Annotated in this window: 21 protein-coding genes and 2 pseudogenes; 6 read left to right on the top strand and 17 right to left on the bottom strand. The window is 72.5% G+C overall.

Translation table 11 applies throughout. The features are described from left to right. Positions 1-96: 96 nt before the first annotated feature. From NP777_RS14275 to NP777_RS14285, 3 genes are all read right to left on the bottom strand, one after another. A complete protein-coding gene (locus NP777_RS14275; RefSeq protein ID WP_256650522.1) occupies positions 97-4,491 on the bottom strand; it encodes an AAA family ATPase in 4,395 nt (1,464 codons plus the stop codon). A gap of 239 nt (positions 4,492-4,730) precedes the next feature. Further along, positions 4,731-4,937: a hypothetical protein gene (locus NP777_RS14280; protein ID WP_055547295.1), complete on the bottom strand. Its 207-nt coding sequence runs from the start codon at positions 4,935-4,937 to the stop codon at positions 4,731-4,733. Positions 4,938-5,308: 371 nt separating this feature from the next. Continuing rightward, positions 5,309-5,590: an acylphosphatase gene (locus NP777_RS14285; protein WP_256650523.1), complete on the bottom strand. Its 282-nt coding sequence runs from the start codon at positions 5,588-5,590 to the stop codon at positions 5,309-5,311. A gap of 191 nt (positions 5,591-5,781) precedes the next feature. Between NP777_RS14285 and NP777_RS14290 the strand changes: the two genes are divergently transcribed. Together NP777_RS14290 and NP777_RS14295 are read left to right on the top strand one after the other, a co-directional pair. Beyond that, the gene (locus NP777_RS14290; RefSeq protein ID WP_391858508.1) at positions 5,782-6,714 is read left to right on the top strand and encodes a CAP domain-containing protein; all 933 of its coding nucleotides are present in this window, start codon (positions 5,782-5,784) and stop codon (positions 6,712-6,714) included. Positions 6,715-6,876: 162 nt separating this feature from the next. Beyond that, positions 6,877-7,344 (top strand): winged helix-turn-helix transcriptional regulator, encoded by a 468-nt coding sequence (locus tag NP777_RS14295; protein ID WP_256650525.1) that lies wholly within the window; start codon positions 6,877-6,879, stop codon positions 7,342-7,344. Here the strand turns inward: NP777_RS14295 and mutM are convergent. From mutM to NP777_RS14340, 9 genes are all read right to left on the bottom strand, one after another. Beyond that, positions 7,266-8,192 carry a bifunctional DNA-formamidopyrimidine glycosylase/DNA-(apurinic or apyrimidinic site) lyase gene (gene mutM / locus NP777_RS14300; protein ID WP_256650526.1) on the bottom strand — a complete coding sequence of 309 codons (927 nt, stop codon included), beginning with the start codon at positions 8,190-8,192 and terminating at the stop codon, positions 7,266-7,268. The two genes, NP777_RS14295 and mutM, sit on opposite strands and share 79 nt — an antisense overlap. 121 nt (positions 8,193-8,313) lie before the next feature. After that, entirely contained in the window at positions 8,314-9,150 is an 837-nt protein-coding gene (rnc, locus tag NP777_RS14305; RefSeq protein WP_256650527.1) for a ribonuclease III, read from the bottom strand. Between the two features lie 19 nt (positions 9,151-9,169). Then, positions 9,170-9,343 (bottom strand): 50S ribosomal protein L32, encoded by a 174-nt coding sequence (gene rpmF / locus NP777_RS14310; RefSeq protein ID WP_037948573.1) that lies wholly within the window; start codon positions 9,341-9,343, stop codon positions 9,170-9,172. Between the two features lie 2 nt (positions 9,344-9,345). After that, a complete protein-coding gene (locus NP777_RS14315; RefSeq protein ID WP_256650528.1) occupies positions 9,346-9,936 on the bottom strand; it encodes a YceD family protein in 591 nt (196 codons plus the stop codon). A gap of 201 nt (positions 9,937-10,137) precedes the next feature. Then, positions 10,138-11,214 (bottom strand): cell division initiation protein, encoded by a 1,077-nt coding sequence (locus NP777_RS14320; RefSeq protein WP_256650529.1) that lies wholly within the window; start codon positions 11,212-11,214, stop codon positions 10,138-10,140. Between the two features lie 106 nt (positions 11,215-11,320). Beyond that, positions 11,321-11,830: a pantetheine-phosphate adenylyltransferase gene (gene coaD / locus NP777_RS14325; protein ID WP_198277455.1), complete on the bottom strand. Its 510-nt coding sequence runs from the start codon at positions 11,828-11,830 to the stop codon at positions 11,321-11,323. After that, positions 11,827-12,414, bottom strand: a complete 588-nt coding sequence (gene rsmD / locus NP777_RS14330) for a 16S rRNA (guanine(966)-N(2))-methyltransferase RsmD (protein ID WP_256650530.1) — start codon at positions 12,412-12,414, stop codon at positions 11,827-11,829. Before rsmD ends, coaD begins: the two co-directional genes overlap by 4 nt. A 149-nt stretch (positions 12,415-12,563) precedes the next feature. After that, entirely contained in the window at positions 12,564-14,711 is a 2,148-nt protein-coding gene (gene recG, locus NP777_RS14335; protein ID WP_256650674.1) for an ATP-dependent DNA helicase RecG, read from the bottom strand. 142 nt (positions 14,712-14,853) lie between these two features. Beyond that, entirely contained in the window at positions 14,854-16,725 is a 1,872-nt protein-coding gene (locus NP777_RS14340) for a DAK2 domain-containing protein (protein ID WP_256650675.1), read from the bottom strand. 215 nt (positions 16,726-16,940) lie between these two features. Between NP777_RS14340 and rpmB the strand changes: the two are divergent. After that, positions 16,941-17,051, top strand: a pseudogene (gene rpmB, locus NP777_RS48805) (50S ribosomal protein L28); the annotation flags it as partial. Between the two features lie 164 nt (positions 17,052-17,215). Here the strand turns inward: rpmB and thiD are convergent. Further along, complete coding sequence (gene thiD / locus NP777_RS14350; RefSeq protein WP_256650531.1) at positions 17,216-18,055, bottom strand: bifunctional hydroxymethylpyrimidine kinase/phosphomethylpyrimidine kinase; 840 nt, start codon at positions 18,053-18,055, stop codon at positions 17,216-17,218. 91 nt (positions 18,056-18,146) lie between these two features. Continuing rightward, positions 18,147-19,115, bottom strand: coding sequence for a thiamine-phosphate kinase (locus tag NP777_RS14355; protein WP_256650532.1), 969 nt, complete (start codon positions 19,113-19,115; stop codon positions 18,147-18,149). Positions 19,116-19,251: 136 nt separating this feature from the next. Between NP777_RS14355 and NP777_RS14360 the strand changes: the two genes are divergently transcribed. Next, complete coding sequence (locus NP777_RS14360) at positions 19,252-19,485, top strand: Lrp/AsnC family transcriptional regulator (RefSeq protein WP_037948554.1); 234 nt, start codon at positions 19,252-19,254, stop codon at positions 19,483-19,485. A gap of 20 nt (positions 19,486-19,505) precedes the next feature. Beyond that, positions 19,506-20,003 carry a DUF3515 domain-containing protein gene (locus tag NP777_RS14365; RefSeq protein ID WP_256650533.1) on the top strand — a complete coding sequence of 166 codons (498 nt, stop codon included), beginning with the start codon at positions 19,506-19,508 and terminating at the stop codon, positions 20,001-20,003. Positions 20,004-20,065: 62 nt separating this feature from the next. Here the strand turns inward: NP777_RS14365 and NP777_RS14370 are convergent, their stop codons facing one another. Genes NP777_RS14370 through NP777_RS14380 form a run of 3 tightly spaced genes read right to left on the bottom strand, consistent with a single transcriptional unit; the run spans position 20,066 to position 23,029 of the window. After that, positions 20,066-21,238 (bottom strand): D-alanine--D-alanine ligase family protein, encoded by a 1,173-nt coding sequence (locus tag NP777_RS14370; protein ID WP_256650534.1) that lies wholly within the window; start codon positions 21,236-21,238, stop codon positions 20,066-20,068. Positions 21,239-21,272: 34 nt separating this feature from the next. Beyond that, entirely contained in the window at positions 21,273-22,274 is a 1,002-nt protein-coding gene (locus NP777_RS14375) for an NAD(P)H-dependent glycerol-3-phosphate dehydrogenase (protein WP_256650535.1), read from the bottom strand. Next, positions 22,271-23,029: a lysophospholipid acyltransferase family protein gene (locus NP777_RS14380; RefSeq protein WP_256650536.1), complete on the bottom strand. Its 759-nt coding sequence runs from the start codon at positions 23,027-23,029 to the stop codon at positions 22,271-22,273. The genes NP777_RS14375 and NP777_RS14380 overlap by 4 nt, the downstream gene beginning before the upstream one ends. A 171-nt stretch (positions 23,030-23,200) precedes the next feature. Here NP777_RS14380 and cofC point away from each other — a divergent pair. Further along, positions 23,201-23,815, top strand: a pseudogene (cofC, locus tag NP777_RS14385) (2-phospho-L-lactate guanylyltransferase); the annotation flags it as partial. Positions 23,816-23,867 lie beyond the last annotated feature (52 nt).

Consider the following 23,867-nt stretch of genomic DNA (forward strand, 5'->3'; position numbering starts at 1 on the left):
ATTCCTTCAAGTTTCGAAGTCAATAGGGTGTGACGAAGAAATCACTCCAGCAAGCCGACACGCGGGCATAAGTCTTGACTTCAAGTATTGAAACGTTCACCGCAGGCGCTGGCTGATGACCTTCGAGACGCCGTCACCCTGCATGGAGACGCCGTACAGCGCGTCGGCGACCTCCATCGTCCGCTTCTGGTGGGTGATCACGATCAGCTGGGATGCCTCCTGGAGCTCCTGCATGATCCGGATCAGCCGCTGCAGATTGGTGTCGTCGAGCGCCGCCTCGACCTCGTCCATCACATAGAACGGGCTCGGCCGCGCCTTGAAGATCGACACCAGCAGGGCCACGGCGGTCAGCGAGCGCTCACCGCCCGACAGCAGCGACAGCCGCTTGACCTTCTTGCCCGGCGGCCGGGCCTCCACATCCACGCCCGTGGTCAGCATGTTCTCCGGGTCGGTCAGCACCAGCCGCCCTTCCCCGCCCGGGAACAGCCGCGAGAAGACGCCCTCGAACTCGCGCGCGGTGTCCCGGTACGCCTCCGTGAAGACCTGCTCGACCCGCTCGTCGACCTCCTTGACCACCTGGAGGAGATCGGCCCGGGTCTTCTTGAGGTCCTCCAGCTGCTCGCTCAGGAACTGATGCCGCTCCTCCAGCGCCGCGAACTCCTCCAGCGCCAGCGGGTTGACCTTGCCGAGCTGCTGGTACGCGCGCTCCGCGGCCTTCAGCCGCTTCTCCTGCTGCGCTCTGACGTACCGCACCGGCTGGTTGCGCGGATGCTCCCCCGCGGCGGAGCCGCTATCGGATGCAGTCTCCGGCAGCACCTCCCCTTCCGCAGGAAGCGACGGCGGGACGAGCTGGTCGGGGCCGTATTCGGCGATCAGCCCGGCCGGTTCGACGCCCAGCTCCTCCAGCGCCTTGGTCTCCAGCTGCTCGATCCGCATCCGCTTCTCGGCGCCCAGCACCTCGCCCCGGTGCACCGAGTCGGTCAGCTTGTCCAGCTCGCTCTTGAGGTCACGCCCCTGGCCGCGGGCGGCGTCCAGCTCCCGCTCGCGCTCGGCCTTGGCGCGCTCCGCGGCGTCCCGCTCCCGCTCGGCCCGTACCAGCGACACCTCGACATGCGCCAGCAGCTGGCGGGCGCCGGAGGCCACCGCGGAGGCCACCTCGGCCTCGTGGCGCAGCCGGGCGCGCCGCTGCTCGGCGCGTGCCCGGGCCTCGCGCTCGGCGCGTGCGCCCCGGTCGAGCGCGTCGGCCCGCCCCGCGAGCCCCTTGACGCGCTCCTCATGCGTACGGACCTGGAGCCGCGCCTCCATCTCGGTCTGCCGGGCGTTGGCGCCGTCGGCCGCCAGCCGGTCGCGTACGGAGGTGTCGGGCTCCTCCTCGCCCGGCTCCTCCTCCGCCACGGCCAGCCGCTCGGCGAGCTCCTCGGCCTCCTCGGTCGCCCGCTCCAGCGCCTCCTCGGCCCTGGCGACGGCCGCGGTGCTCCGCTCGGCCTCCCCGGCGGCCCCGCGCGCCTGTCCGGCCAGCCGGCCCAGCGACTGCGCGACCCGCGACTTCTCCCGGTCCGCCGCGCTCCGGCGGCCCGCGAGTTCCTCGACGAGCGCCAGGCACTCGGCCCGCCGCTCCTGCGCCGCGCGCTGCGCCCGGGCCAGCTCCTCGCACCGTACGGCGAGCCGCTCGAGCTCGGCCGCGGCCTCGTCGACGGACGCCTGCACCTCCAGCAGCGTGGGCGCCCCGGCGGAACCGCCCTGCGCGAAGTGCGCCCCGAGCAGATCGCCCTCGGCGGTCACGGCCGTCAACTCCGGCCGCCGCGCGAGGAGTTCCTCCGCCTCCTCCAGGCTCTCGACCACGACCATGCCGTCGAGCAACCGCCTTACGGCGGGCAACAGCGCCGCGGGCCCGGCCACCAGATCCGCCACCCGCGGCAACGCTTCGACGGCCGCGGCCTTCCCGCCCGGCTCGTCCCCGGGCACTGCCCTCGATACGGCCGCCTCTCCCCCGGCGGGCTGCGGCACCCGCGCGGAAACGGCCGCCGCGGACGCCCCACCGGCGGCGGCGACCGTGGCCCCGGACTCGGCCGCCGTGGCACCGGACTCGGTCGCGACCGTGGTACCGGACTCGGTCACCACCGTGGCCCCGGACTCGGTCACGACCGTGGTCCCGGTCTCGACGGCGGCCGGGGAACCGTCGTCCGCCGTAAGGGGCTCGCGCCCCTCGCTCGCGGCTTCCGCGTCGTCCCGGCGCGCGGAGTCGGCACCCGGCACCCGCGTGCCGGGCACGGCGGCGGCACCATGAGCCGCGCCCGGAGACGCCCCCGCGGCATCGGCGACGGCCTGCGGCGCGCCCGGACCGCCGGGCTCCGACGCGTCACCCGGCCAAGAGCCCTCATCGGATCCCGAGGACTCGGCCAACGGACCGTCCGGGGACCGCGTGCCGGGCACGGCGGCGGCGCCGTCAGCCGTCCCGGTGGAGCCCCCGGTGTAGCCCTCCGGCGTGGGCGTGGCAGCCGGGGAACCAGCCCCGGCCATGGGCGTTTCGGCATCCGCGCCCGCCGCCCCGCCCGGCTCGAACCGGGGGACGAGAGCGCCGGGCGCCGCTGGGGTGGCCACCGATCGCGGCCCGGCCCCCTGGCCCGGCTCGCTCGGCGCAGCCCCCTCGGCGCGCGTGCCCGGCACAAGGGCGCCGCCGCCCGGCGCGGGTTCGCCGGAGCTGCCCGGCTCCGGCGCGGCGGACGACGGCCCCACGAGGTTGGCCGACGAGGGCTCCCCGCCCTCGGCGTCCGGCGTCGTCAGCAGGAGGGCGGCGCGTCCGGCGTCGTCGGCGCGGAGGAGGCGGATCGCCTCGGCGGCCGCATGGGGGCCACTGACGGCGATCGCGTCGGCGGCGGCGCCCAGGGCCGTGGCGACCGGGACCTCGAAGCCCGGGGTCACGGTGAGGAGTTCGGCGGCGGGGCCCAGGAGTCCGCCGAGACGGTCGGCGGCGGCCATAAGGGCGCCCGTGCCGTCCTTACGGCGCAGGCCGAGGGCGAGGGCGTCATGCCGGGCGGAGGTCGCGGCGCGCTCGCGTTCGGCGGCCGTCGCCGCCTCGCGGGCCGCGCTCAGCGCCGCCTCCGCCTCGGCCAGCTCGTGCTTCGCGGCCTCGTGGCGCTCCGCCAACTCCACGTCGTCCGCGTCGAGTCCGTCGACCTCCGCCTTGAGCTGCTCGTACTCCTCCTGCGCGGCGACCGCCCGGGTCTGTGCCTCGTCACGGGACGCGGCCAGCCGCTCGATCTCGGCGTGGGCCGAACCGGCCCGGCCGCGGGCGGCGTTCACCTGGCCCTGGAGCCGGGCGAGCCCTTCGCGGCGGTCGGCGATGGCACGGGCCACGTCCTTGAGCCGGCGCTCCTCCTCGGCCAGGCTCCGCTCGAGCTCGGCCCGGTGCGCCACGGTGTCGTCCAGCGCCCGGCTCGCCGCCTCCAGGGCGGCCTCCAGTTCGGCCTCCTGCTCCCGGATGCGGGCCGCCTCGCGCTCCATGTCCTCGGGGTCGCGGCCGCGCCGCTCCTCCCCGGGGGCGGAGGTGGCGCTCTTGACCCGGGCTTCGGCCAGGCTGATCGTGCCGCGCACCCGCTCGGCGAGCTGCGAGAGCTCGTACCAGGTCTGCTGGGCGTCCCGGAGCCGGGGCGCGAGCCGCCGCACCTGCTCCTCCAGCGCCGCCTCGCGCTGCTGGGCGGTCCGCAGCTCGGCCTCCGCGGTCTCCTTACGGCGCTTGAGCTCGGCCTCGTCGGCGACCTCGGCACGCAGCGCCTCGCGCAGGGTCACCAGGTCGTCGGCGAGCAGCCGCAGCCGGGCGTCGCGCAGATCGGCCTGGATGACCGCGGCCCGCCGGGCCACCGCGGCCTGCCGGCCAAGCGGCTTGAGCTGGCGGCGCAGCTCGTCGGTGAGGTCCTGGACGCGGGCGAGGTTGGCCTGCATCGCGTCCAGCTTCCGCAGCGCCTTCTCCTTGCGCTTGCGGTGCTTGAGGACGCCCGCGGCCTCCTCGATAAAGGCGCGGCGGCCGGTCGGGTCGGCGTGCAGCACCCCGTCGAGCTGGCCCTGCCCGACGATGACGTGCATCTCACGGCCGATGCCGGAGTCGGAGAGCAGCTCCTGGATGTCCAGCAGCCGGCAGGTGTCCCCGTTGAGCTGGTACTCGCTGCCGCCGTTGCGGAACATGATCCGCGTGATGGTGACTTCGGCGTAGTCGATGGGCAGCGCGCCATCCGCGTTGTCGATGGTGAGCGAGACCTCGGCGCGGCCGAGTGGGGGACGGCCGGTGGTCCCGGCGAAGATGACGTCCTCCATCTTGCCGCCGCGCAGGGACTTGGCACCCTGTTCGCCCATGACCCAGGAAAGGGCGTCCACGACATTGGACTTGCCCGAGCCATTGGGGCCGACGACGCAGGTGATGCCCGGCTCGAACCGGAGCGTCGTGGCGGAGGCGAAGGATTTGAACCCTCGCAGGGTCAGGCTCTTGAGATGCACGCCTTTGGACTCTACCCGCCGCACTTCCTCCGGCACCGTCCCATGACGGTGGCGCGGCGCACCCGTCCCGGCTTTTTCTCCGTTTCAGCAATGATCGGTTTCACCGCTGGGAGAGAGGGGCACATCAGTCGGTAAGGGTGGCTCGGAGGCACACTGGGGACACGACGAAGGGACGCCGAAGCGTCCCTTGAGGATTCTCAAGCGGCTGACGATGCAGCCCGACCGGCCCTGGGGCTGGGTCAGGCGAGCGCAGGCTCCGCCTGGGATACGTCGATGCTTTCGAGCAGCGAGTCGCCGTGACGAGCGGCGGCGGACAGCGCGTCGTTCTCGGCCTGAATCCGCACGAGTTCGGATTCGAGGTCCTGGACGCGCTGCTGAAGCCGTCGCATCTCGGCGAGGACTCGGGGGTCGGAACCGCCGACGTAACCGAGAAGCGCCTTTGCCATGATGGATGGTCCTCCACACTGAGTGACCGACCGAAGCGGTGTGGGTCGTGAGGGATTTGCACCCGCGATGCCTGCCGAATTACTACCGTGCTACGCGGCAAACAGTTAAGGTGCGCGGGGCTTCCAGCGTCTCACCAATTGGTTTGAGGGTCAACACGATCACACGCCGACGGGCCCGCAGGGGGCGAGAGCACACTCGCGGCGAACACCGCCGCTCCTCTCCAGATGACCCCATCGCGGTCGGGGATCTTTCGTGACTCCGCAGCCTTCCATGGAGCGGCCCCGTTGGCAACCATCAGCCGATTTCTGCTCACCGTGCGCAGGGAAGGCGTGGTCAGAGGGGGCCGCGGAGGGTGCCTCCAATGAGTTGATCAACGGATCTCGAAGGCGTCGTAGCCACCCCGCGGTGTGTCCCAGATCTCGGTGATTCCCTCGACTTTCCCGGGCGTGTCGCCGTCCCGGAGCCATTCGAGCAATTGTTCGCATTCCGCACGCGGACCCTCCGCGACCACCTGCACCCGCCCGTCGGCGAGGTTGGAGGCAAAGCCGACGAGTTCCCCGATGCGCAGCGCGTTGGCCCGGGTGTACCAGCGGAAGCCGACGCCCTGTACGCGGCCGCGTACCCACACGGTGAGGCGGACTCTTTCGTTCATATGCGCACGCTAACCCCCCGCCCGAGCAGCCGCTAAACCATCGAATTGCCCAGTGGGCAGGCGCGTTGGGGCCCAAATGGCGTACAGTCCCGGCTCAACAGGACTCACCCACACGAGTGATACATGACTCGCGCACACGAGTGACACATTTCGAGCGACTTTTGATGCCGAGCACACAAGGAAGGCAGGAGATGGGCCGCCATCGACGATCTGCCCCCGGTACCCCGGCGGAGGTGGCCGCCGCAGGCCGCCACCGGGGACCGCACCGGAGCCCCCTCGCTCCGGTCCGGACCGGACTGTTGGGCGTGTCCGCCGCTGTCGCGGTCGGTGCCGTGGCGATGGCCTCCGGACTCGGTCCGAACGGCTACGAACTCGGCGGGGGCAATGACTCCGCCGGACAGGTCCAGGCGGGCGGTCCCTCGGACTCCGGCCTGGAGACACAGGGCTCGCAGTCCGCGGCCCCCACCGATCGCACCACGGTGCCGCCCAGCCGTGGTGACGACCGCCCTCACGCACCCTCCACAACTCCCTCCAAGCCCTCTGAGACGCCCTCCACCACCCCGCCGGAGCAGCCGGGGTCCTCCGCGCCCTCCGGGAACGACCGGCCCGGTGGAAACGGCCAGGGCAAGGGAAGCGACAACAGCAACGGCAAGGGCGGCGCGAACGGCGGCGGGCACGGCAAGCCGTCCCAGAAGCCCTCGACGGAGCCGACCGCGCCCGAGCCCCCGGCGGCGTCGGCCGGCCCCGAGACCGCCTCGGAGGCCGAAGTCCTCACCCTCGTCAACAAAGAGCGCGAGAAGGTCGGCTGTGCCCCCGTGACGGCCGACTCCAAACTCGCCCAGCTGGCCGAGGACTTCAGCGAGGACATGTCCCTGCGCCAGTTCTTCGACCACATCAACCCCGACGGCGACAGCCCGTGGGAGCGCGCCGAGAGCGCGGGCATCCTGGACCTGGGCGGGGAGAACATCGCCCGCGGCCAGTCGGACGCGCAGTCCGTGATGGACTCGTGGATGAGCAGCTCCGGCCATCGCGCCAACATCCTCAACTGCTCGTTCAAGCGACTGGGCGTCGGCGCGCACTTCGGCGACGGCGGCCCGTGGTGGACCCAGGACTTCGGCTACTGAGCCACTGAGCGGGAGCCTCCGAGCGGGCCCCGCATCCGGCTACCTGTGAAAGCCCGGGGGGTACGAAAGCGCCCCGGGCTTTCACTTGCCCGCACGAGCAGCACACTCACCAGCCGAAAGCGCGACCCTGGAGTCAGCGCTGAGTGCGCGTATGGTGTGGGTATGGACAGTGAACGCACTGGCGGGGCGTCCACCACGGTGGACGCGGAGAACCTGGCCTTCGACGTGTTCGCCCGCGCCTGCCCCTCACGCGGCACGCTGGAGCACGTCACCGGCAAATGGGGCGGCCTCATCCTGGGCGCGCTCCACGACGGCACCTTCCGCTTCAACGAGCTGCGGCGGCGGGTCGACGGCGTCAGCGAGAAGATGCTGTCCCAGACGCTGCACGCCCTGGAGCGCGACGGTCTGGTGCACCGCGAGGCGCAGCCGACCAACCCGCCCCGGGTGGACTACCGGCTGACCCCGCTGGGCAGCGCGGTCGCCGAGCGGCTGCTGGCCCTCATCCATCTGGTCGAGGACCGGATGCCCGAGGTGCTGACGGCCCAGGAGCGCTACGACACCACGCGCGTCGGGAGCGGCGAGGCGGCGGCCGCGCGGGACGCCGCGGTGGCCGGGCGCGGCGGGCGCTGACAGCGCGGGCAGAAGTAGCTCGAGCGGTTCATCCAGGGGCGGCGGCGCATCGCGGTGCCGCAGCGGCGGCACGGCTCGTCCTCCCGGCCGTAGGCGTCCAGGGAGCGCTCGAAGTACCCCGACTCGCCGTTCACGTTCACATAGAGGCTGTCGAAGCTGGTGCCGCCGACGGCAAGCGCGGCGGTCATCACCTCGCGCACATGGTCCAGGAGTTCGGCGGCGCGCGGCCGGGTCAGGGTGGCCGTGGGCCGGTCGTAGTGCAGCCGGGCACGCCACAGCGCCTCGTCGGCGTAGATGTTGCCGACCCCGCTGATCAGCGACTGGTCCAGCAGTGCGCGCTTGATCGTGGTGCGGCGGCGGCGCAGCGCGAGGTGGAAGGCGGCCTCGTCGAAGGCGGGGTCCAGCGGGTCGCGGGCGATGTGCGCGATGACGCCCGGCAGCCCCTCCAGGTCGCCGGGGACGGTGTCGTGCAGCGAGAGCCCGCCGAAGGTGCGCTGGTCGACGAAGCGCAGCTCGGTGCCCGCGTCGTCGGCGAAGCGGACCCGGACCCGCAGATGCTTCTCGTCGGGGGCCTCGGCCGGCTGGACCAGCAGCTGCCCGCTCATCCCGAGATGGGCCAGGACGGACTCGGCGGGGACGCCGTCGTCGAACGGCAGCCACAGGTACTTGCCGCGGCGGCGGACGGTTCCGGCGCGGCGGCCCCGGAGCCGGGCCGCGAAGTCCTCCGCGCCGCCGAGATGACGGCGAACCGCGCGGGGGTGCAGCACCTGGACCTCGGCGACCGTACGGCCGCTGACCCAGCGCTCCAGTCCGCGGCGGACCACCTCGACCTCGGGCAGCTCGGGCAACGGGGCCTCCTCAAGCCTTCGAGCCCTCACCGCCCCCGGGCGGAACGGCCCGGGCGGGCCGTCCGCCCGGGGGCGGTGAGAGGCGTTACGGATGTGATGGACGGTACGGGTGGAAGGCCGATCAGCGTGCCGGGGAGGCCGTGTCGGCGGCGGCTCCGCCGTCCGCCGCCGTGCCCGCGGTTCCGGCGTCGGCCGCCTCGGCCTTCGCCTGGGCCTCGTCGGCAGCCGCGCGGATGGCGCGCCAGGCGGCCTCGGCCGCCTGCTGCTCGGCTTCCTTCTTGCTGCGGCCGGTGCCGGTGCCGTACGCGACACCACCGACGCGGGCGGCAGCCGTGAAGGTCTTCTCGTGGTCGGGACCGGTCTCGGAGACCAGGTACTCGGGGACCCCGAGGCCCTCGGTGGCGGTCAGTTCCTGGAGGCTGGTCTTCCAGTCCAGGCCGGCGCCGAGGTTCGAGGACTTCTCGATCAGCGGGTCGAAGAGCCGGTGGACCAGCTCCGCGGCGGCGTCGAGCCCCCGGTCGAGATAGACAGCGCCGATCACCGCTTCAAGGGTGTCGGCGAGGATGGAAGCCTTGTCCCTGCCACCGGTGCCCTCTTCGCCCCGGCCGAGCCGGATGAAGGCGCCGAGGTCGAGGCCGCGGCCCACCTCCGCGAGCGCACGCGAGTTGACCACCGCGGCCCGCAACTTGGCCAGCTGGCCTTCGGGCAGGTCGGGGTGGATGCGGTACAGCGTGTCGGTGACCACCAGGCCGAGCACCGAATCCCCGAGGAATTCCAGCCGCTCGTTGGTGGGCAGCCCGCCGTTCTCGTACGCGAAGGAGCGATGGGTCAGCGCACGCACCAGAAGGGCGGACTCGAGCTGGTACCCGAGCCGCCCTTCCAGGATCGTGTGAGACGAGGCCGTGTCCGCCTGGGCCGCTTCACCGCGCTTGCGCGGGGGCGTGGTGGCGTCTGACATAGAGCCTGTCACCCGCCGATCAGACCTCGAGGACCTGGCGGCGGTTGTAGGTGCCGCAGCTCGGGCACGCGATGTGCTGCTGCTTCGGCTCGTGGCAGCGCTCGCACGCCACCAGGTTGGGGACCGCAGCCTTCCACTGCGACCGGCGGTGGCGCGTGTTGCTGCGCGACATCTTCCGCTTCGGAACAGCCACGGCTACTTCTCCTGTGAGTCATCCCCGCGCTCGCGGGGTGCGTTGTCCTTCTCGCCGTCCCTCATGGCCTCGGCGAGTCCCTGCAGTGCCGCCCAACGGATGTCGGCGGACTCGTGGTGGTGGTCGGGGTCGTCCGCGAGCGGGGCACCGCAATCGGCGCACAGCCCCGGGCAGTCCTCCCGGCACACCGGCTGCAGCGGCAGTGCGAGCACCACCGCGTCGCGCAGCACGGGCTCGAGGTCGAACAGGTCGGCCTCGAGGAAGAGCATGTCCTCCTCCTCGGCGTCGTCGCCGGTATCCGCTTCGCGGCTCCGGTCGTCGGCGTCGGGGTAGGAGTACATCTCCTGGAAGTCCACTTCGAGCTCTCGCTCCAGCGGCTCCAGACACCTTACGCACTCCCCCGTGAGCGGCGCACGGGCGGTGCCTGTGACAAGCACCCCTTCCATGACCGACTCCAGGCGGAGGTCCAGCTCGATCGTCACGCCCTCCCGCACCCCGATGACCTCGATGCCGAGGCCCTTGGGCGCCACCACCGAGCGGGAGAGCCTTTTGAGCGCACCGGGACGACGGCCCAGCTCGCGCGTGTCGAACACGAGAGGGGCACGGTGGTCGAGGCGGGCGTTCAGGGCTTCCTGCTTTCTACGCTGCGGCGGGCCACCCGAACATCCGCTACGAAACGGGCAGCCGAGATCGCGGACGTACGCGCGACCGAAGAGCCAGGATACTGGACGGGCCGCCGTAGACCCAATCCGCCCGGTGGGGAAGGGGTTCTCGCGGCCCGGTGGGGAGCGGGACTAGCGGCCCTGCTCGTACTGGCGGAGCTGATCGAGGTCGATCATGCTCGTGTCGAACAGGCTGGTCTCGTCGAGTGCGGCGCCCGGCTGCTGCTGATGGTGCTGGGGCGGCTGCTGGGGCTGCTGGGGCACGTAGGCCGCGTTCGGATCGTAGCCCTGGGCCTGGGCCTGCTGCTGCCAGGCGGCGTAGGTGTCCTGCTGGTAGCCGCCCTGCGCGGCGTACGGGTCCTGCTGGACGTACGCCTGCTGGTAGCCGTACGCGTCCTGCTGCTGGTAGCCCGCGGTGGCGGCGTAGTACGCGGCGTCGGCGGCCGCCTGGTCGGGCGGGGCGACGGGCTGGACGAGGTCGGCCTGGGACTGGGCCAGGTCCGCCAGATAGTCGTCGTCCGTGGTCCGCAGGGCCATGCCGGCCTCGTCCTGGGCCGCCATATGGGCCCCGAGCTCATCGGCCGGCCGGGCCCCGAGCAGCTTCTGGCGGCCCCGGCCGACCGCCTCCAGGGTCTTGGCGAGGACCGCCGAGACGGCCCCCAGCTTGGTGTCCACGTACTCGTCCGCGCGGTGCCGCAGGGTGGCCGGGTCGGCGCTGCGCTCCGGGCCCTCTTCGGGCTGCCCGAGGCCGTCCTCGGCGCCGGGGGCGCGGCCGAGCAGCTTCTCCCGGCCGCGGTCGACCGAGCCGATGGTCTTGGTGAGCACGACCTCGAAGTTGGCCAGCTTGCTGTCCACGTAGTCGTCGGCCTCGAGGCGGATCTCCTCGGCCTCCCGGCGGGCCTCGGCGAGGATCCGGTCGGCCTCCTCCTGGGACTTCCGCACCAGCTCGGTGTCCGAGATCAGCGAGGCGCGCTGGGTGTGCGCGGACTCGATGATCCGCCCTGCCTCCCGGTGGGCGTCCTCGACCATCTGGTCGCGGCCGCCGATCAGCTCCTGGGCGTGGGCCAGGGAGTCCGGGAGTGCCGCGCGCACCTCTTCGAGCATGGCGAGCAGCTCGGCGCGGTTGATCACGCACGAGGCCGACATGGGCATGGACCGGGCGCCGCCGACGGTATCGACGATCTCGTCGAGCTTCTTCTGCACGTCCACTGTGGGTGCTCGCAGACTGTCTGGATGCGGATGGATACGGAGACGAACGGGACGACTGTACGGCCAGCGGGCGCCTCCCGGACAGCCGCTGACGCCCCGTCAGCCGCTACTTCCGGCCGAGCCGCTCGGCGAGCGCCTCCAGGACCAGCGGGGGCACCAGGTGGGAGACGTCGCCGCCCCAGGCCGCGACCTCCTTGACCAGGCTGGAGGAGAGGAAGCTGTAGGTGGGGTTGGTGGGCACGAACAGCGTCTCCACGCCGGAGAGGCCGTTGTTCATCTGGGCCATCTGCAACTCGTAGTCGAAGTCGCTGACGGCCCGCAGCCCCTTGACGATCGCGGGGATGTCCCGCTGCTTGCAGAAGTCCACCAGGAGGCCGTGGAACGCCTCCACCTTGACGTTGCCGTACTCCTCGGTGGTCTGGCGGAGGAGATCGATCCGCTCGTCCACCGTGAACAGGCCCTGCTTCGACTTGTTGATCATCACGGCTACGTGCACGACGTCATAGAGCTTGGAGGCACGGGCGATGATGTCGAGGTGTCCATTGGTGACGGGGTCGAACGACCCCGGACAGACTGCGCGGCGCAACGGAAGTTCCTCGCTCTCGGGTCCGGTCATGACGCGTTCTCGCACGTCGAGGCGGCGCGACCGTACCAAAGCGTGCCCTCGCCGTAGCGACGGGCCCGGAGCCCCTCGAATCCGGCAGGCCACACGAACTCCCCACCTCGTGTGCTGCGCTCAACGGTGGCCAGCGCACCGGGCGCGAGCCAGCCCTTCCCCAGGAGTGTGAGGAGTATCTCCTGGAGTTGGGCGTCGGTGACCGCGTAGGGCGGATCCAGGAAAACGACGTCGTACGGGCCGGTGTCGGGGGCCTGTCCGGCGATGGTCTGTTCGGCCTTGCCGGTGCGCAGCTCGGCGCCGGGCAGACCGAGGGTGCGGACGTTCTGACGGATCGTGCGGGCCGCCCGCGGGTCGGACTCGACCAGCAGCGTGTGGGCCGCGCCGCGGGACAGCGCCTCCAGGCCGACCGCGCCTGAGCCGCCGTACAGATCCAGGACGCGAACCCCGTCCAGCGAGCCGAGCAGCGACTCCCAGGTGGAGAACAGGCCCTCGCGCGCCCGGTCCGAGGTGGGTCGGGTGCCGTTTCCCGGCGGCACGGCCAGGCGGCGGCCGCCGGCCGCTCCGGCGATCACGCGGGTCATGAGTGGGGGCCGTCCTTCGCGGTGGTCGGGGCAGCGGCGCCCGGTGCCCGTCCGGGCGGGGCCGCCGCACCTCCACGATATGGCGTACGGGGGCCCGCGGTGGCCGGGCGCTCCCGCGACCCCGGCCGTTGTCGAGGAACTCCGCGGGCTCAGCCCTTGTCGAGGAACTCCGCGCGCTCCTTGTCCAGCAGGGCGTCCAGCGCGGTGCGCAGCTGCGGGTATCCGGCCAGCTCCGGGTCGGCGGCGACGATCGCGGCCGCCTCCTCCCGGGCCGCCGCGATGACCTCCTCGTCGTCGATGACGGCGAGCACCCGCAGCGAGGAGCGGACCCCGGACTGGGCCTGGCCGAGCACATCGCCCTCCCGGCGCTGCTCCAGGTCGATCCGGGACAGCTCGAAGCCGTCGAGCGTGGCCGCGACCGCGCCCAGCCGGGCGCGGGCGGGGCTGCCCTCGGGCATCTCGGTCACCAGCAGACACAGCCCGGCGGCGGAGCCCCGGCCGACGCGGCCGCGCAGCTGGTGCAGCTGGGAGACGCCGAACCGGTCGGCGTCCATGATCACCATGGCGGTGGCGTTGGGGACGTTCACACCGACCTCGATGACGGTCGTGGCGACCAGGACGTCCACCTCGCCCGCGGCGAAGCGGCGCATCACGTCGTCCTTGGCCTCGGGCTGCATCCGCCCGTGCAGCACTTCCACCCGCAGACCGCTCAGCGGGCCCTTGACCAGCTGCTCGGCGACGTCGACGACGGCCAGCGGCGGGCGCTTCTCGGCCTCGTCCTCGGGGCTCTTCTCCTTCGCCGCCCTGGGCTCGTCCTCCTCGTCCCCGATCCGCGGGCAGACCACATAGCCCTGGTGGCCGGCGGCCACCTCCTCGCGCACCCGCTCCCAGGCGCGGGTCAGGAAGTGCGGCTTGTCCTTGGCCGGCACCACATGGGAGGCGATCGGGGAACGGCCTGAAGGGAGCTGGTCCAGGACGGAGGTCTCCAGGTCGCCGAAGACGGTCATGGCGACGGTGCGCGGGATCGGGGTGGCCGTCATCACCAGCAGATGCGGGGGCTGCTTGCCCTTGGAGCGCAGGGCGTCGCGCTGCTCGACCCCGAAGCGGTGCTGCTCGTCCACGACCACCAGCCCCAGATCGTGGAACTGGACCTTGTCCTCGATCAGGGCATGGGTGCCGATCACGATCCCGGCCTCGCCGGTGACCAGGTCCAGCAGCGCCTGACGGCGGGCCGCGGCGCCCATGGAACCGGTGAGCAGCACCACCTTGGTGCCCTGCTCCGCGCCCCCGAGCATTCCCCCCTCGGCCAGCTCGCCCATCATCTCGGTGATCGACCGGTGGTGCTGCTGGGCGAGCACCTCGGTGGGCGCGAGCATCGCCGCCTGTCCCCCGGCGTCCACGACGCCGAGCATCGCGCGCAGCGCGACCATGGTCTTGCCCGAGCCGACCTCGCCCTGGAGCAGCCGGTGCATGGGGTGGTCGGTGGCGAGGTCGGCGAAGATCTCCTCGCTGACCCGGCGCTGGCCCTCGGTGAGGGTGAACGGCAGCCGGGCGTCGAAGGCGGTCAGCAGCCCGTCCGGGGCGGGCTTGCGGGGCACCGCGGGCAGTTGGGCGTCGGCCTGCCGCCGCCGGGCCAGCGCCACCTGCAGCACGAACGCCTCGTCCCATTTCAGCCGGTCCCGGGCCGTCGCGATATCGGCCTTGGTGCCCGGCCGGTGGATCTTGCGCAGCGCCTCGGGGAGCGTGGTCAGCCCCCGGCCCTCGCGCAGGCTCTCGGGCAGCGGGTCGATCAGCCCGGCCAGCGCGGACTCCTCATGGCCGGCCGGGCCGAGCACCGTGTCGACGGCCTGCTGGATCTGCCAGGACTCCATCTGCTTGCACGCCGGGTACAACGGCAGCAGCTGATTGGCGAACGCCTCCACGGCCTCCGCGCCGCTCCCCGCGCCCAGCGTCTTGAACTCCGGGTGGGCCAGCTGCCGCTTGCGGTTGAAGACCGAGACCTTCCCGGCGAACATCGCGCGGGTGCCGGGCTGGAGCTCCGTACGCGGCTTGTGGACGCCCTTGCCGAAGAAGACCAGCTGGAGACGGCCGCTGCCGTCGGTGATGGTGACCTCCAGCCGCCGGCCCCGGCCGCCGTTGAACGTGTGCACCCGGGCGTCGGCGACCTGCGCCACCACGGTCACATGCTCGTCCAGGGGCAGGTCGGACAGCCGGGTCAGCTCACCGCGCTCCGCGTACCGCCGCGGGTAGTGGTGCAGCAGGTCGCCGACGGTATGCAGGTCGAGATGGTCGGCCATCACCTTCGCGGTGTTGCCGCCCAGGACCTTCTTCAGGGGTTCATCCAGCACGGGCACCCGTCCATTGCACACCACGGGGGTGACAATCGGGGATGACGAGCGGGGTGATTCCGGGGGGTGGTCCAGGGATCAGCCGCCGGGCTCATTCGATGCCTATGATCAGCGGCGCGGTGGGCTGACCGCCGTGGTAGACGACCGTGTCGACGGCGAAGTGCCCCTCCCGCACATGGCGCTCCAGCCGTTCGGCGACCTCGTCCGGAAGGCCCGCGCCGAGCACCAGCGTGACCATCTCGCCGCCCGACGCCAGCATCCGGTCCAGCACCGTCTCGGCGGTCCCGGCCAGCTCCGAGCCGATCACCGCCACATCGCCGTCGATCATGCCCAGGACGTCCCCGGCCTGGCACACCCCGGCCATGGTCCAGGACTGGCGCTCGGCGACGGCCAGTTCCGCGTAGCGGGTGGCGCCCGCGGCCGAGGTCATGGCGACCACGTCCTCGTCGAAGCTGCGGCCGGGTTCGTGGACGGCGAGCGCGGCGATGCCCTGGACGGCGGAGCGGGTGGGGATCACCGCGACCCGTACGCCCTCGGCGCGGGCCTGGGCCGCGGCCGCGGCCGCCGTGTGGTGCAGCTCGGTGCCGTTCGGCAGCAGCACGACCTCCCGGGCGTGGGCCCGGCGGACCGCGTCCACCAGCTCACCGCTGGCGGGCGGCTCCCCGGGGCGGGTGGCGACCGCGGTCGCGCCCGCCTCGGCGCACAGCGCGGCCAGCCCGTCGCCGGGGACGACGGCGACCACGGCACGGGGCGCGGGCTCGCCGCGCGGACCGCCCGTGGGGCCCTGGGCGCCGGACTGATCCGGCAGGACGATGGCCGGGCTCGGGCGGTCCGGACCGCCCGAGCCCGCCTTACGGACGGCGGCGCCACCGAAGTGTGTGATCCGGATGCGGTACGGGCGCCCGGCCTGGATGCCCGCCTCCACGGCCGCTCCCGCGTCGTCCACATGGACATGGACGTTCCACAGGCCGTCGCCGCCGACGACCACCAGGGAGTCGCCGAGGGCGTCCAGCCGCTCCCTCAGAGCGGTCACGGCCGTGTCGTCGGCCTCCAGGAGGTAGATCACCTCGAAGGCGGACCCGCCGTCCGGAGCGCCGTCGGTGGAGCAGCCCGCCAGGTCCTGCCCGCCCGTCCCGGCGGGCGCCAGGGCGTCACGGCCGGGGCGGGTAGGCGCGAGCGCCGCGGGGGCCTCGCCCGTCAGGGCCTGGGCGAGCCCGCCCAGGACCGTCACCAGGCCGTAGCCACCCGCGTCGACCACCCCCGCGCGGGCGAGGACGTCGAGCTGGCCGGGGGTGGCCTGGAGTGCCGTACGGGCGCCCTCGTACGCGGCGCGGGCCACCGTGGCGGTGTCGCCGGTGGCGCGCTCCGCGCTCTCCGCGGCGGCCACGGCGACCGTAAGGACGGTGCCTTCGACGGGGTGCGCGACGGCCAGGTAGGCGAGGTCGACCGCGCGCCGCAGCGCCCGCCGCAGCCCGTCCGCCTCGTCCGCGCCCGGGGACTCTCCTGCCACCGGAACCTCTCGTGCCGCCGGGCCCTCTCCCGTACCCAGGGCTTCGCCCCCGTCCAAGCCCCCGTCCGGCGTGCCGTCGGCCAGGACGTCCGCCATACCGCGCAGCAGCTGCGCCAGGATCGTGCCGGAGTTGCCCCGCGCGCCGATCAGCGCGCCATGGGCCATGGCGCGCACCACGTCGGCGAGGCCGGGGCGGGACGCGGCGGCCGAGGTCGCGTGGCCGTCGAAGGCGGCGTCGACGGCCCGGGCGGCGGACTCGACGGTCAGATACAGATTGGTGCCGGTGTCCCCGTCCGCGACCGGATAGACGTTGATCGCGTCGATGTCCGCACGGGCCCGGCCCAGCGCGTCGAGGGCGAGCCCGCACCAGGTCCGTACCGCATCGGCGTCGAGCGTGTGCGGCACGAAAGATCCTCCTCGGAGGCTGCTGGGGCGGGGTGGGCATCGCGTCATCGCAGGGTAGCCGCCGCCCTCGGCGGGTGCCGGGGCAGCCATGATAGTTTCGTTGCACGGGAGTGGCCGTTGTATGCTGCTCCGGTTGCCCGATGCGAATCGGGCCATTCCCCCAGGCGCCGCCGATCCTCCACGATCCAGGCAACGTCCGGGGCATCCGTTCAGTGTCCTGTCTCCTCGCGGGAAGCGAGGGCGACCCGTCTTTGGAGTAACCCGTGGCTGCCAACTGCGACGTCTGCGGCAAGGGGCCGGGCTTCGGCAACAACATCTCGCACTCGCACCGCCGCACCCGCCGTCGTTGGAACCCCAACATCCAGACGGTGCGCGCTGTGGTCGGTCGCACCCCGAAGCGGCTCAACGTCTGCACCTCGTGCATCAAGGCCGGCAAGGTTTCGCGCTAGTCGTCTAGTCGCTCGGCCTCCCCGCGCAAGCGGGATCCGGTACGCCCAGGCCGGTCCACCTTTGGCGTGGACCGGCCTTTCGCGTGCTCTCAGCCGTTCCGCTCCGACAGCCACCCGTGGTCGACCGGGCCGATGCCCGCGCCCAGGGGGAAGCCCGCCACGATGGCGCCCGTCACGTAGTCCTTGGCCGCCGTGACGGCCTCGGGGACCTCGTAGCCGCCCGCCAGATACGTGGCGATGGCCGCGGCGAGGGTGCACCCCGTGCCGTGCGTATGGCGGTTTTCCTGGCGCGGCGCCCGCAGCCAGTGCTCCTCGGTGCCGTCGGTGAGCAGATCCACCGCGTCGCCGGCGGGCAGATGGCCACCCTTGATCAGCGCCCACCGCGGGCCGTGCCCCAGCACCGCCCCGGCCGCCCGTCGCTGGCCCTCCTCCGACTCCACGCGGACGCCGGTGAGCTGGGCCACCTCGTCCAGGTTGGGCGTGGCGACGGTCGCGGTCGGCAGCAGCTTCGTACGGACCGCGTCGAGCGCCTCGGCGGCCAGCAGCGGGTCACCGTGCTTGGAGACGCCGACCGGATCGACGACCACCGGCGCGGTGAGGTCCGCGAGCAGCGCGGCGACGGTCTCGACCAGTTCGGTGGTCGCCAGCATGCCGGTCTTGACCGCCTGGACGCCGATGTCGTCGGCCACGCTGCGGAACTGGGCCCGTACGGCCTCGGCGGGCAGCTCCCAGGCGCCCTGGACGCCCAGGGAATTCTGCGCCGTCACCGCGGTGATCACGCTCATGCCGTGGGCGCCCAGGGCCAGCATGGTCTTCAGGTCGGCCTGGATGCCCGCACCGCCGCCGGAATCCGATCCGGCGACGGTGAGGACGCGTACGGGCGCCGAGCCGTCATGGGCTGGGCGGGGGACGCGGGGAGGTGGAGCCATGGCACCGAATCTACTCGGCGCCCACGCCGCCCCCGAACGTCCCCCAGGGCGCCCTTACGGTCGCTCGGCGCCCTTACGGTCACACATCACGTCACTCGGCGCTCTTACCGTCGCCGAAGTGGTCCCAGCCACCATGCGCCCAGGGAGCTCCGTCCACCGTCACCTGGGGCAGCGCCGAGGGGTTGAGCACCTCGCCGATCACCTTCCAGCGGGCCGGCAGCTTGGCGTCGGGCGGGAAGGTGGCCACGATCGCGTGGTCCTCTCCCCCGCTGAGCACCCACTGCAGCGGATCGACGCCCACCGCCTGCCCGATGTCCGACATCTGCGTGGGGACGTCGATGTCCGCCGAGCGCAGATCGATGCGGACCTTGCTGGCCTCCGCGATATGCCCGAGGTCGGCCACCAGCCCGTCGCTCACATCGGTCATCGCGGTCGCCCCCAGCCCCGCGGCGGCGGGACCGGCGTGGTACGGCGGCTCCGGCCGCCGGTGCGCCTCGACGAACGCCCGCGGCGAGCGGAAGCCCCGCGAGAGCACCGCGTGCCCGGCCGCCGACCAGCCCAGCCACCCGGTGACGGCGACGACGTCGCCGGGCTGGGCACCGGATCGGGTGACCGGCTCATGGTTGCGCAGATCGCCCAGTGCGGTGATGGCGACGGTGATGGTGTCCCCGCGCACGACATCACCGCCCACCACGGCCGCGCCCGCGACCTGGCATTCGTCGCGGATGCCGTCCATCAGCTCGGCCGGCCAGGTCACCGGCAGATCGGCGGGGACCACCAGGCCGAGCAGCAGCGCGGTCGGCACGGCGCCCATGGCCGCGATGTCGGCCAGGTTCTGGGCCGCGGCCTTACGGCCGACGTCATAGGCGGTGGACCAGTCCCGGCGGAAGTGCCTGCCCTCCAGCAGGACGTCCGTACTGGCCACGACCCTCCGGTCGGGCGCGGCCACGACCGCCGCATCGTCACCGGGCCCCAACCTCACCGCCGGGGTGGTGGTGAGCCGGGAGGTGAGCTCTCTGATGAGCCCGAACTCCCCCAACTCGCCCACGGTGCCCTTCATCCCATCGCCCCTTCGTGCTCGTGACCGCTTTCCGCCGCGCCGCGCTCCCCGCGCGGGTCTCCCCGCGCCGCATGGCGACGCGGTACCGTGGCGTCCCTTCTTTCCACATGATCCTCGTAGCCGCCCTGGAGGTTCCGTGGTACAGGCGTACATCCTGATCCAGACCGAGGTCGGCAGGGCCTCGACCGTGGCCGACGTCATCGCCAAGCTCCCCGGGGTGATACAGGCGGAGGACGTGACGGGCCCCTACGACGTGATCGTGCGGGCCCAGGCCGACACGGTCGATGAGCTCGGCCGCATGGTGGTCGCGAAAGTCCAGCAAGTGGAGGGGATCACCCGTACCCTGACCTGCCCGGTCGTCCATCTCTAGCTCCCCCGTATGATCGGCCGGTGAATTCCGCACACCGTAGTCTCGCCCGACGGCTCGTCCCGCTGTCCGCCACGGTGGCCCTGGTCCTGGTGTCGGCAGCGGGTTGCTCCTTCACCGGGGATTCCGACGACACCAAGGCGCCCGCGGTTCCCACGCCGGCCCCACAGGCGGCCGCGATATGCCGGGCGCTGCACAAGGAACTGCCCGATGCCGTGAACGGGCTGAAGCGGGGCACCGCCGAGCCCGCCTCGGACTACACAGCCGTGTGGGGAGACCCCGCCGTGCAGCTGCGCTGCGGGGTCCCCCGGCCGGAGGCGATGGGCTCCAAGACCACGTCGGCCGAGGTGAACGGCGTCGACTGGCTCCCGGAGAAGCGACCGGACGGCTACCGCTTCACCACCGTACTGCGCCGGGCCTATGTCGAGGTGACCGTGCCCAAGAAGTACTCCCCCGAGATCAACCCCCTGCTCGACCTCGCCCGCGCCGTCAAGAAGACGGTCCCGAAGGGCGTGGCCTAGCGCGGTCCCGTGCGACCGGCCCGGCCGTGCGACCGGCCCGTCCGGCTGGCGCGGCCGTCCGGCTAGCGCAGCCCCGTCGAGCGGCGCAGCGCGGCCTCCAGCAGCCGGTCCACCAGCTCGGGGTAGCTCACACCGCTCTCCTGCCACATGCGCGGGTACATCGAGATCGGGGTGAAGCCGGGCATGGTGTTGATCTCGTTGATCACGAACTCACCGCTGTCCAGCAGGAAGAAGTCGGCTCGCACCAGCCCCTCGCAGGACGCCGCCTCGAAGGCGGCCACCGCGAGCTCCTGGACCCGGCGGGTCTGCTCCTCGGTGAGCGGGGCGGGCACGACGCCGTCCGCCGCGTCGATGTACTTCGCCTCGAAGTCGTAGAAGGCGTGGGAGGAGACGGGCGGGATCTCGGCGGGCACGCTGGCCCGCGGCCCGTCCGCGTACTCCAGCACCCCGCACTCGATCTCGCGGCCGCGCAGCAGCGCCTCCACGATGACCTTCGGGTCGTGGCGCCTGGCCTCCTCGATGGCCGCGTCCAGGTCCGCCGGGCCCTCGACCTTGCTGATGCCGAAGGACGAGCCGGCACGCGCGGGCTTCACGAAGAGCGGCCAGCCGTGCTCCTCGGCGAACTCCACGATCCTCTGACGGGCGGCGGAAGGTTCCTGCTCCCAGGCCCGGGGGCGGATCACCTCGTACGGGCCGACGGGCAGCCCGAAGGAGACGAACACCCGCTTCATGTACTCCTTGTCCATGCCCACCGCGGAGGCGAGCACCCCGGCGCCCACGTACGGCACCCCGGACAGCTCCAGCAGCCCCTGGAGGGTGCCGTCCTCGCCGTACGGGCCATGCAGCATGGGGAAGACGACGTCGACGTCGCCCAGCGCCTTGGGCACCGACCCCGGCTCGCTGTAGACGACCTCGCGGTTCCCCGGGTCGACCGGGAGGACGACCGAGCCCTCGCTGGACTCGGCGAGCCGTTCGACGCTGGGCAGCTCGCGGTTGGCGATGGCCATCCGCTCGGGCTCGTCGGCGGTCAGCGCCCAACGGCCGTCCGTGGTGATGCCGATCGGCAGCACGTCGTACTTCTCGCGGTCGATGGCGCGCAGCACGGCGCCCGCGGTGACCACCGAGATGGCGTGCTCGGAGCTGCGGCCGCCGAAGACGACGGCGACGCGCGGCTTCCGCCGCTCGCCTCCGGAGGAAGCCGGGACAGGGCCTGGGGAAGGGGTCTGGCTGCTCATATCGCGTTGAGGTTACCTTGCGGTCCGCGCGGCGTCAGTGCCGCTCGGCCTTGGCGCTGCGGGACATCAGCTCTTTGAGTGCGACAAGGGGCTGTTTGCCGTCGTGCACGATCTCGACGACGGTCTCGGTGATGGGCATGTCGACGTCGTGGCGGCGGGCGAGATCCAGCACCGACTCGCACGACTTGACACCCTCCGCGGTCTGCTTGGTGACCGCGATGGTCTCCTCCAGCGTCATCCCGCGGCCCAGGTTGGTGCCGAAGGTGTGGTTGCGGGAGAGCGGGGAGGAGCAGGTGGCGACGAGGTCGCCCATGCCGGCCAGGCCCGCGAAGGTGTGCGCGTCGGCGCCCATCGCCAGGCCCAGCCGGGTCGTTTCGGCGAGGCCGCGGGTGATGAGCGACGCCTTGGTGTTGTCGCCGAGCCCCATGCCGTCGGCGATGCCCACGGCCAGCGCGATGACGTTCTTCACCGCGCCGCCCAGCTCGCAGCCGACCACGTCGGTGTTGGTGTACGGGCGGAAGTACGCGGTGTGGCAGGCGGTCTGGAGGCGGCGGGCCACGCTCTCGTCGGAGCAGGCCACCACGGAGGCGGCGGGCTGCCGGGCGGCGATCTCCTTGGCGAGGTTGGGCCCGGTGAGCACCGCGACGCGCTCCGCGGGCGCCTTGGCGACCTCCTGGACGACCTCGCTCATCCGCTTGGCGGTGCCGAGTTCGACGCCCTTCATCAGGGAGACCAGCACGGTGTCGGCGGCCAGCAGCGGCGCCCAGTCGGAGAGGTTGCCGCGCAGCGTCTGGGAGGGCACGGAGAAGACGGTGAACTCCGCGCCGGCCGCGGCCTCGGCCGGGTCGGTGGTGGCCCGCACACCGTCGGGCAGCCGCACCCCGGGGAAGTAGTCGGGATTGCCGCGGCCGGTGTTGATGGCCTCGACCACACCGGGCCGCCGCCCCCACAACGTCACCTCGCACCCCGCGTCGGCGAGCACCATCGCGAAGGCGGTGCCCCAGGAGCCGGTGCCGAAGACGGCGCAGCGCGTCACTTGCTCTCCTCATCGGCCAGCGGAAGCGGCGGGCCGTCGGTGCCGGACCGGGTGGGCCGGTCGTACCTCTGAACGGGCGCCGGCTCGCCGCGCACCTCGGAGAGGAGTTCGGTGATGGCGTCCATGATGGTGTCGGTGGCCGCCCTGAGAACCTCGGCGGTGGGCTCCTGGCCGTAGAACTCGGACAGGTCCACCGGCGGGCCGGCGTGCACCTTGAGCGTCTTGCGGGGGAAGAGGCGGACCCGCTTCTCCTTGGCGTACGGCGGCACGGCCTCGTTGGCGCCCCACTGGGCGACGGGGATGACCGGGGCCTTGGTGAGCAGCGCGACCCGCGCGGCGCCGGTCTTCCCGCGCATGGGCCACATGTCCGGGTCGCGGGTGAGGGTGCCCTCGGGGTAGAAGGCCACGCACTCCCCCTTGTTGATGGCGTCCACGGCGGACCGGAACGCGTTGGCGGCGTCGGTGGACTCGCGGTAGACCGGGATCTGGCCGGTGCCGCGGAGCATGGTGCCCACGAAGCCGCCTCTGAAGAGGGCGGCCTTGGCGAGGAAGCGCGGCACCCTTCCGGTGTTGTACTGGAAGTGCGCGTAGGAGAGCGGGTCGAGATACGAGTTGTGATTGATCGCGGTGATAAATCCACCGTCGGCGGGAATGTGCTCCATTCCGTGCCAGTCCCGCTTGAACAGAACCACCAGCGGCGGTTTGCACAAGACCGCTGCCATGCGGTACCAGAAGCCGATTCTGCGGCCGGACACTCGGAACATCCTCTCTTGGGCCCTGCTGACCTGCTGGCTTGCTGTCGTCCCCGGCAGCCGCACAAGTGTCGCTCCAGGCACCCCGTCTGTCGAGGACACCGTAACCCCGCACGTCTTCGGCGAGCCGGGCAGCAGGTCAGAATGAGGCCCGTGGGAAGAAACGGAACCCCTCTGACCTGGACCCTCGTGGTGCCGCTGAAGCCCCTGGCACGGGCCAAGACCAGGCTCTCCGACGCCGCGGGGGACGGTCCCCGGGCGTCGCTCGCCCTCGCGTTCGCCCAGGACACGGTGGGCGCGGCGCTGGCCAGCCGATGGGTGCGGGAGGTGACGGTCGTCACCGACGATCCGCTCGCCGGACGTGAGCTGTCGGCCCTCGGCGCCCGGATCCTGCCCGACTCCCCGGGGCGCGGGCTGAACGCGGCGCTGGCGCACGGCGCGCTGGCGGTCCGCGGGGAGCGCCCGGAGGCCGCCGTGGCGGCGCTGAACGCCGATCTCCCGGCGCTGCGGACCGTGGAACTCGACCTGGTGCTCGAGGCCGCCGCCGGCTTCTCACGCGCCTTCCTGGCGGACGCCGCGGGGGTGGGCACCACGCTGCTCTCGGCGGCCCCGGGCGCCGAGCTGGCGCCCGCCTTCGGGGGCCCGTCGCGGGACCGGCACCGGGCGTCGGGGGCGCGGGAGATCGAGCTGACGGGGGTGGACTCGGTGCGGCGCGACGTGGACACGGCCGGGGATCTGCGCGCGGCGGTGGCCCTGGGCGTGGGCGCCCACACCAGGGCTAGGCTGGCGGACATGCAGGGAACCGCCTATACGTACGACCCCGAGACCCGCGCCGGCAGCG

Origin of the sequence: Streptomyces rugosispiralis, assembly GCF_024505145.1 — a bacterium.
GTDB classification, from domain to species: Bacteria; Actinomycetota; Actinomycetes; order Streptomycetales; family Streptomycetaceae; genus Streptomyces; species Streptomyces rugosispiralis.

What these genes read in the sequence shown, in the direction of transcription:
- NP777_RS14370 (WP_256650534.1), bottom strand. Translation starts at nt 21,238, where the DNA reads ATGAGCAGCCAGACCCCTTCCCCAGGCCCTGTCCCGGCTTCCTCCGGA.
- NP777_RS14295 (WP_256650525.1), top strand. Translation starts at nt 6,877, where the DNA reads ATGGACAGTGAACGCACTGGCGGGGCGTCCACCACGGTGGACGCGGAG.
- rnc (WP_256650527.1), bottom strand. Translation starts at nt 9,150, where the DNA reads ATGTCAGACGCCACCACGCCCCCGCGCAAGCGCGGTGAAGCGGCCCAG.
- NP777_RS14355 (WP_256650532.1), bottom strand. Translation starts at nt 19,115, where the DNA reads ATGAAGGGCACCGTGGGCGAGTTGGGGGAGTTCGGGCTCATCAGAGAG.
- thiD (WP_256650531.1), bottom strand. Translation starts at nt 18,055, where the DNA reads ATGGCTCCACCTCCCCGCGTCCCCCGCCCAGCCCATGACGGCTCGGCG.
- coaD (WP_198277455.1), bottom strand. Translation starts at nt 11,830, where the DNA reads ATGACCGGACCCGAGAGCGAGGAACTTCCGTTGCGCCGCGCAGTCTGT.
- rsmD (WP_256650530.1), bottom strand. Translation starts at nt 12,414, where the DNA reads ATGACCCGCGTGATCGCCGGAGCGGCCGGCGGCCGCCGCCTGGCCGTG.
- NP777_RS14285 (WP_256650523.1), bottom strand. Translation starts at nt 5,590, where the DNA reads ATGAACGAAAGAGTCCGCCTCACCGTGTGGGTACGCGGCCGCGTACAG.
- NP777_RS14280 (WP_055547295.1), bottom strand. Translation starts at nt 4,937, where the DNA reads ATGGCAAAGGCGCTTCTCGGTTACGTCGGCGGTTCCGACCCCCGAGTC.
- NP777_RS14290 (WP_391858508.1), top strand. Translation starts at nt 5,782, where the DNA reads ATGGGCCGCCATCGACGATCTGCCCCCGGTACCCCGGCGGAGGTGGCC.
- NP777_RS14340 (WP_256650675.1), bottom strand. Translation starts at nt 16,725, where the DNA reads ATGACGCGATGCCCACCCCGCCCCAGCAGCCTCCGAGGAGGATCTTTC.
- recG (WP_256650674.1), bottom strand. Translation starts at nt 14,711, where the DNA reads ATGGCCGACCATCTCGACCTGCATACCGTCGGCGACCTGCTGCACCAC.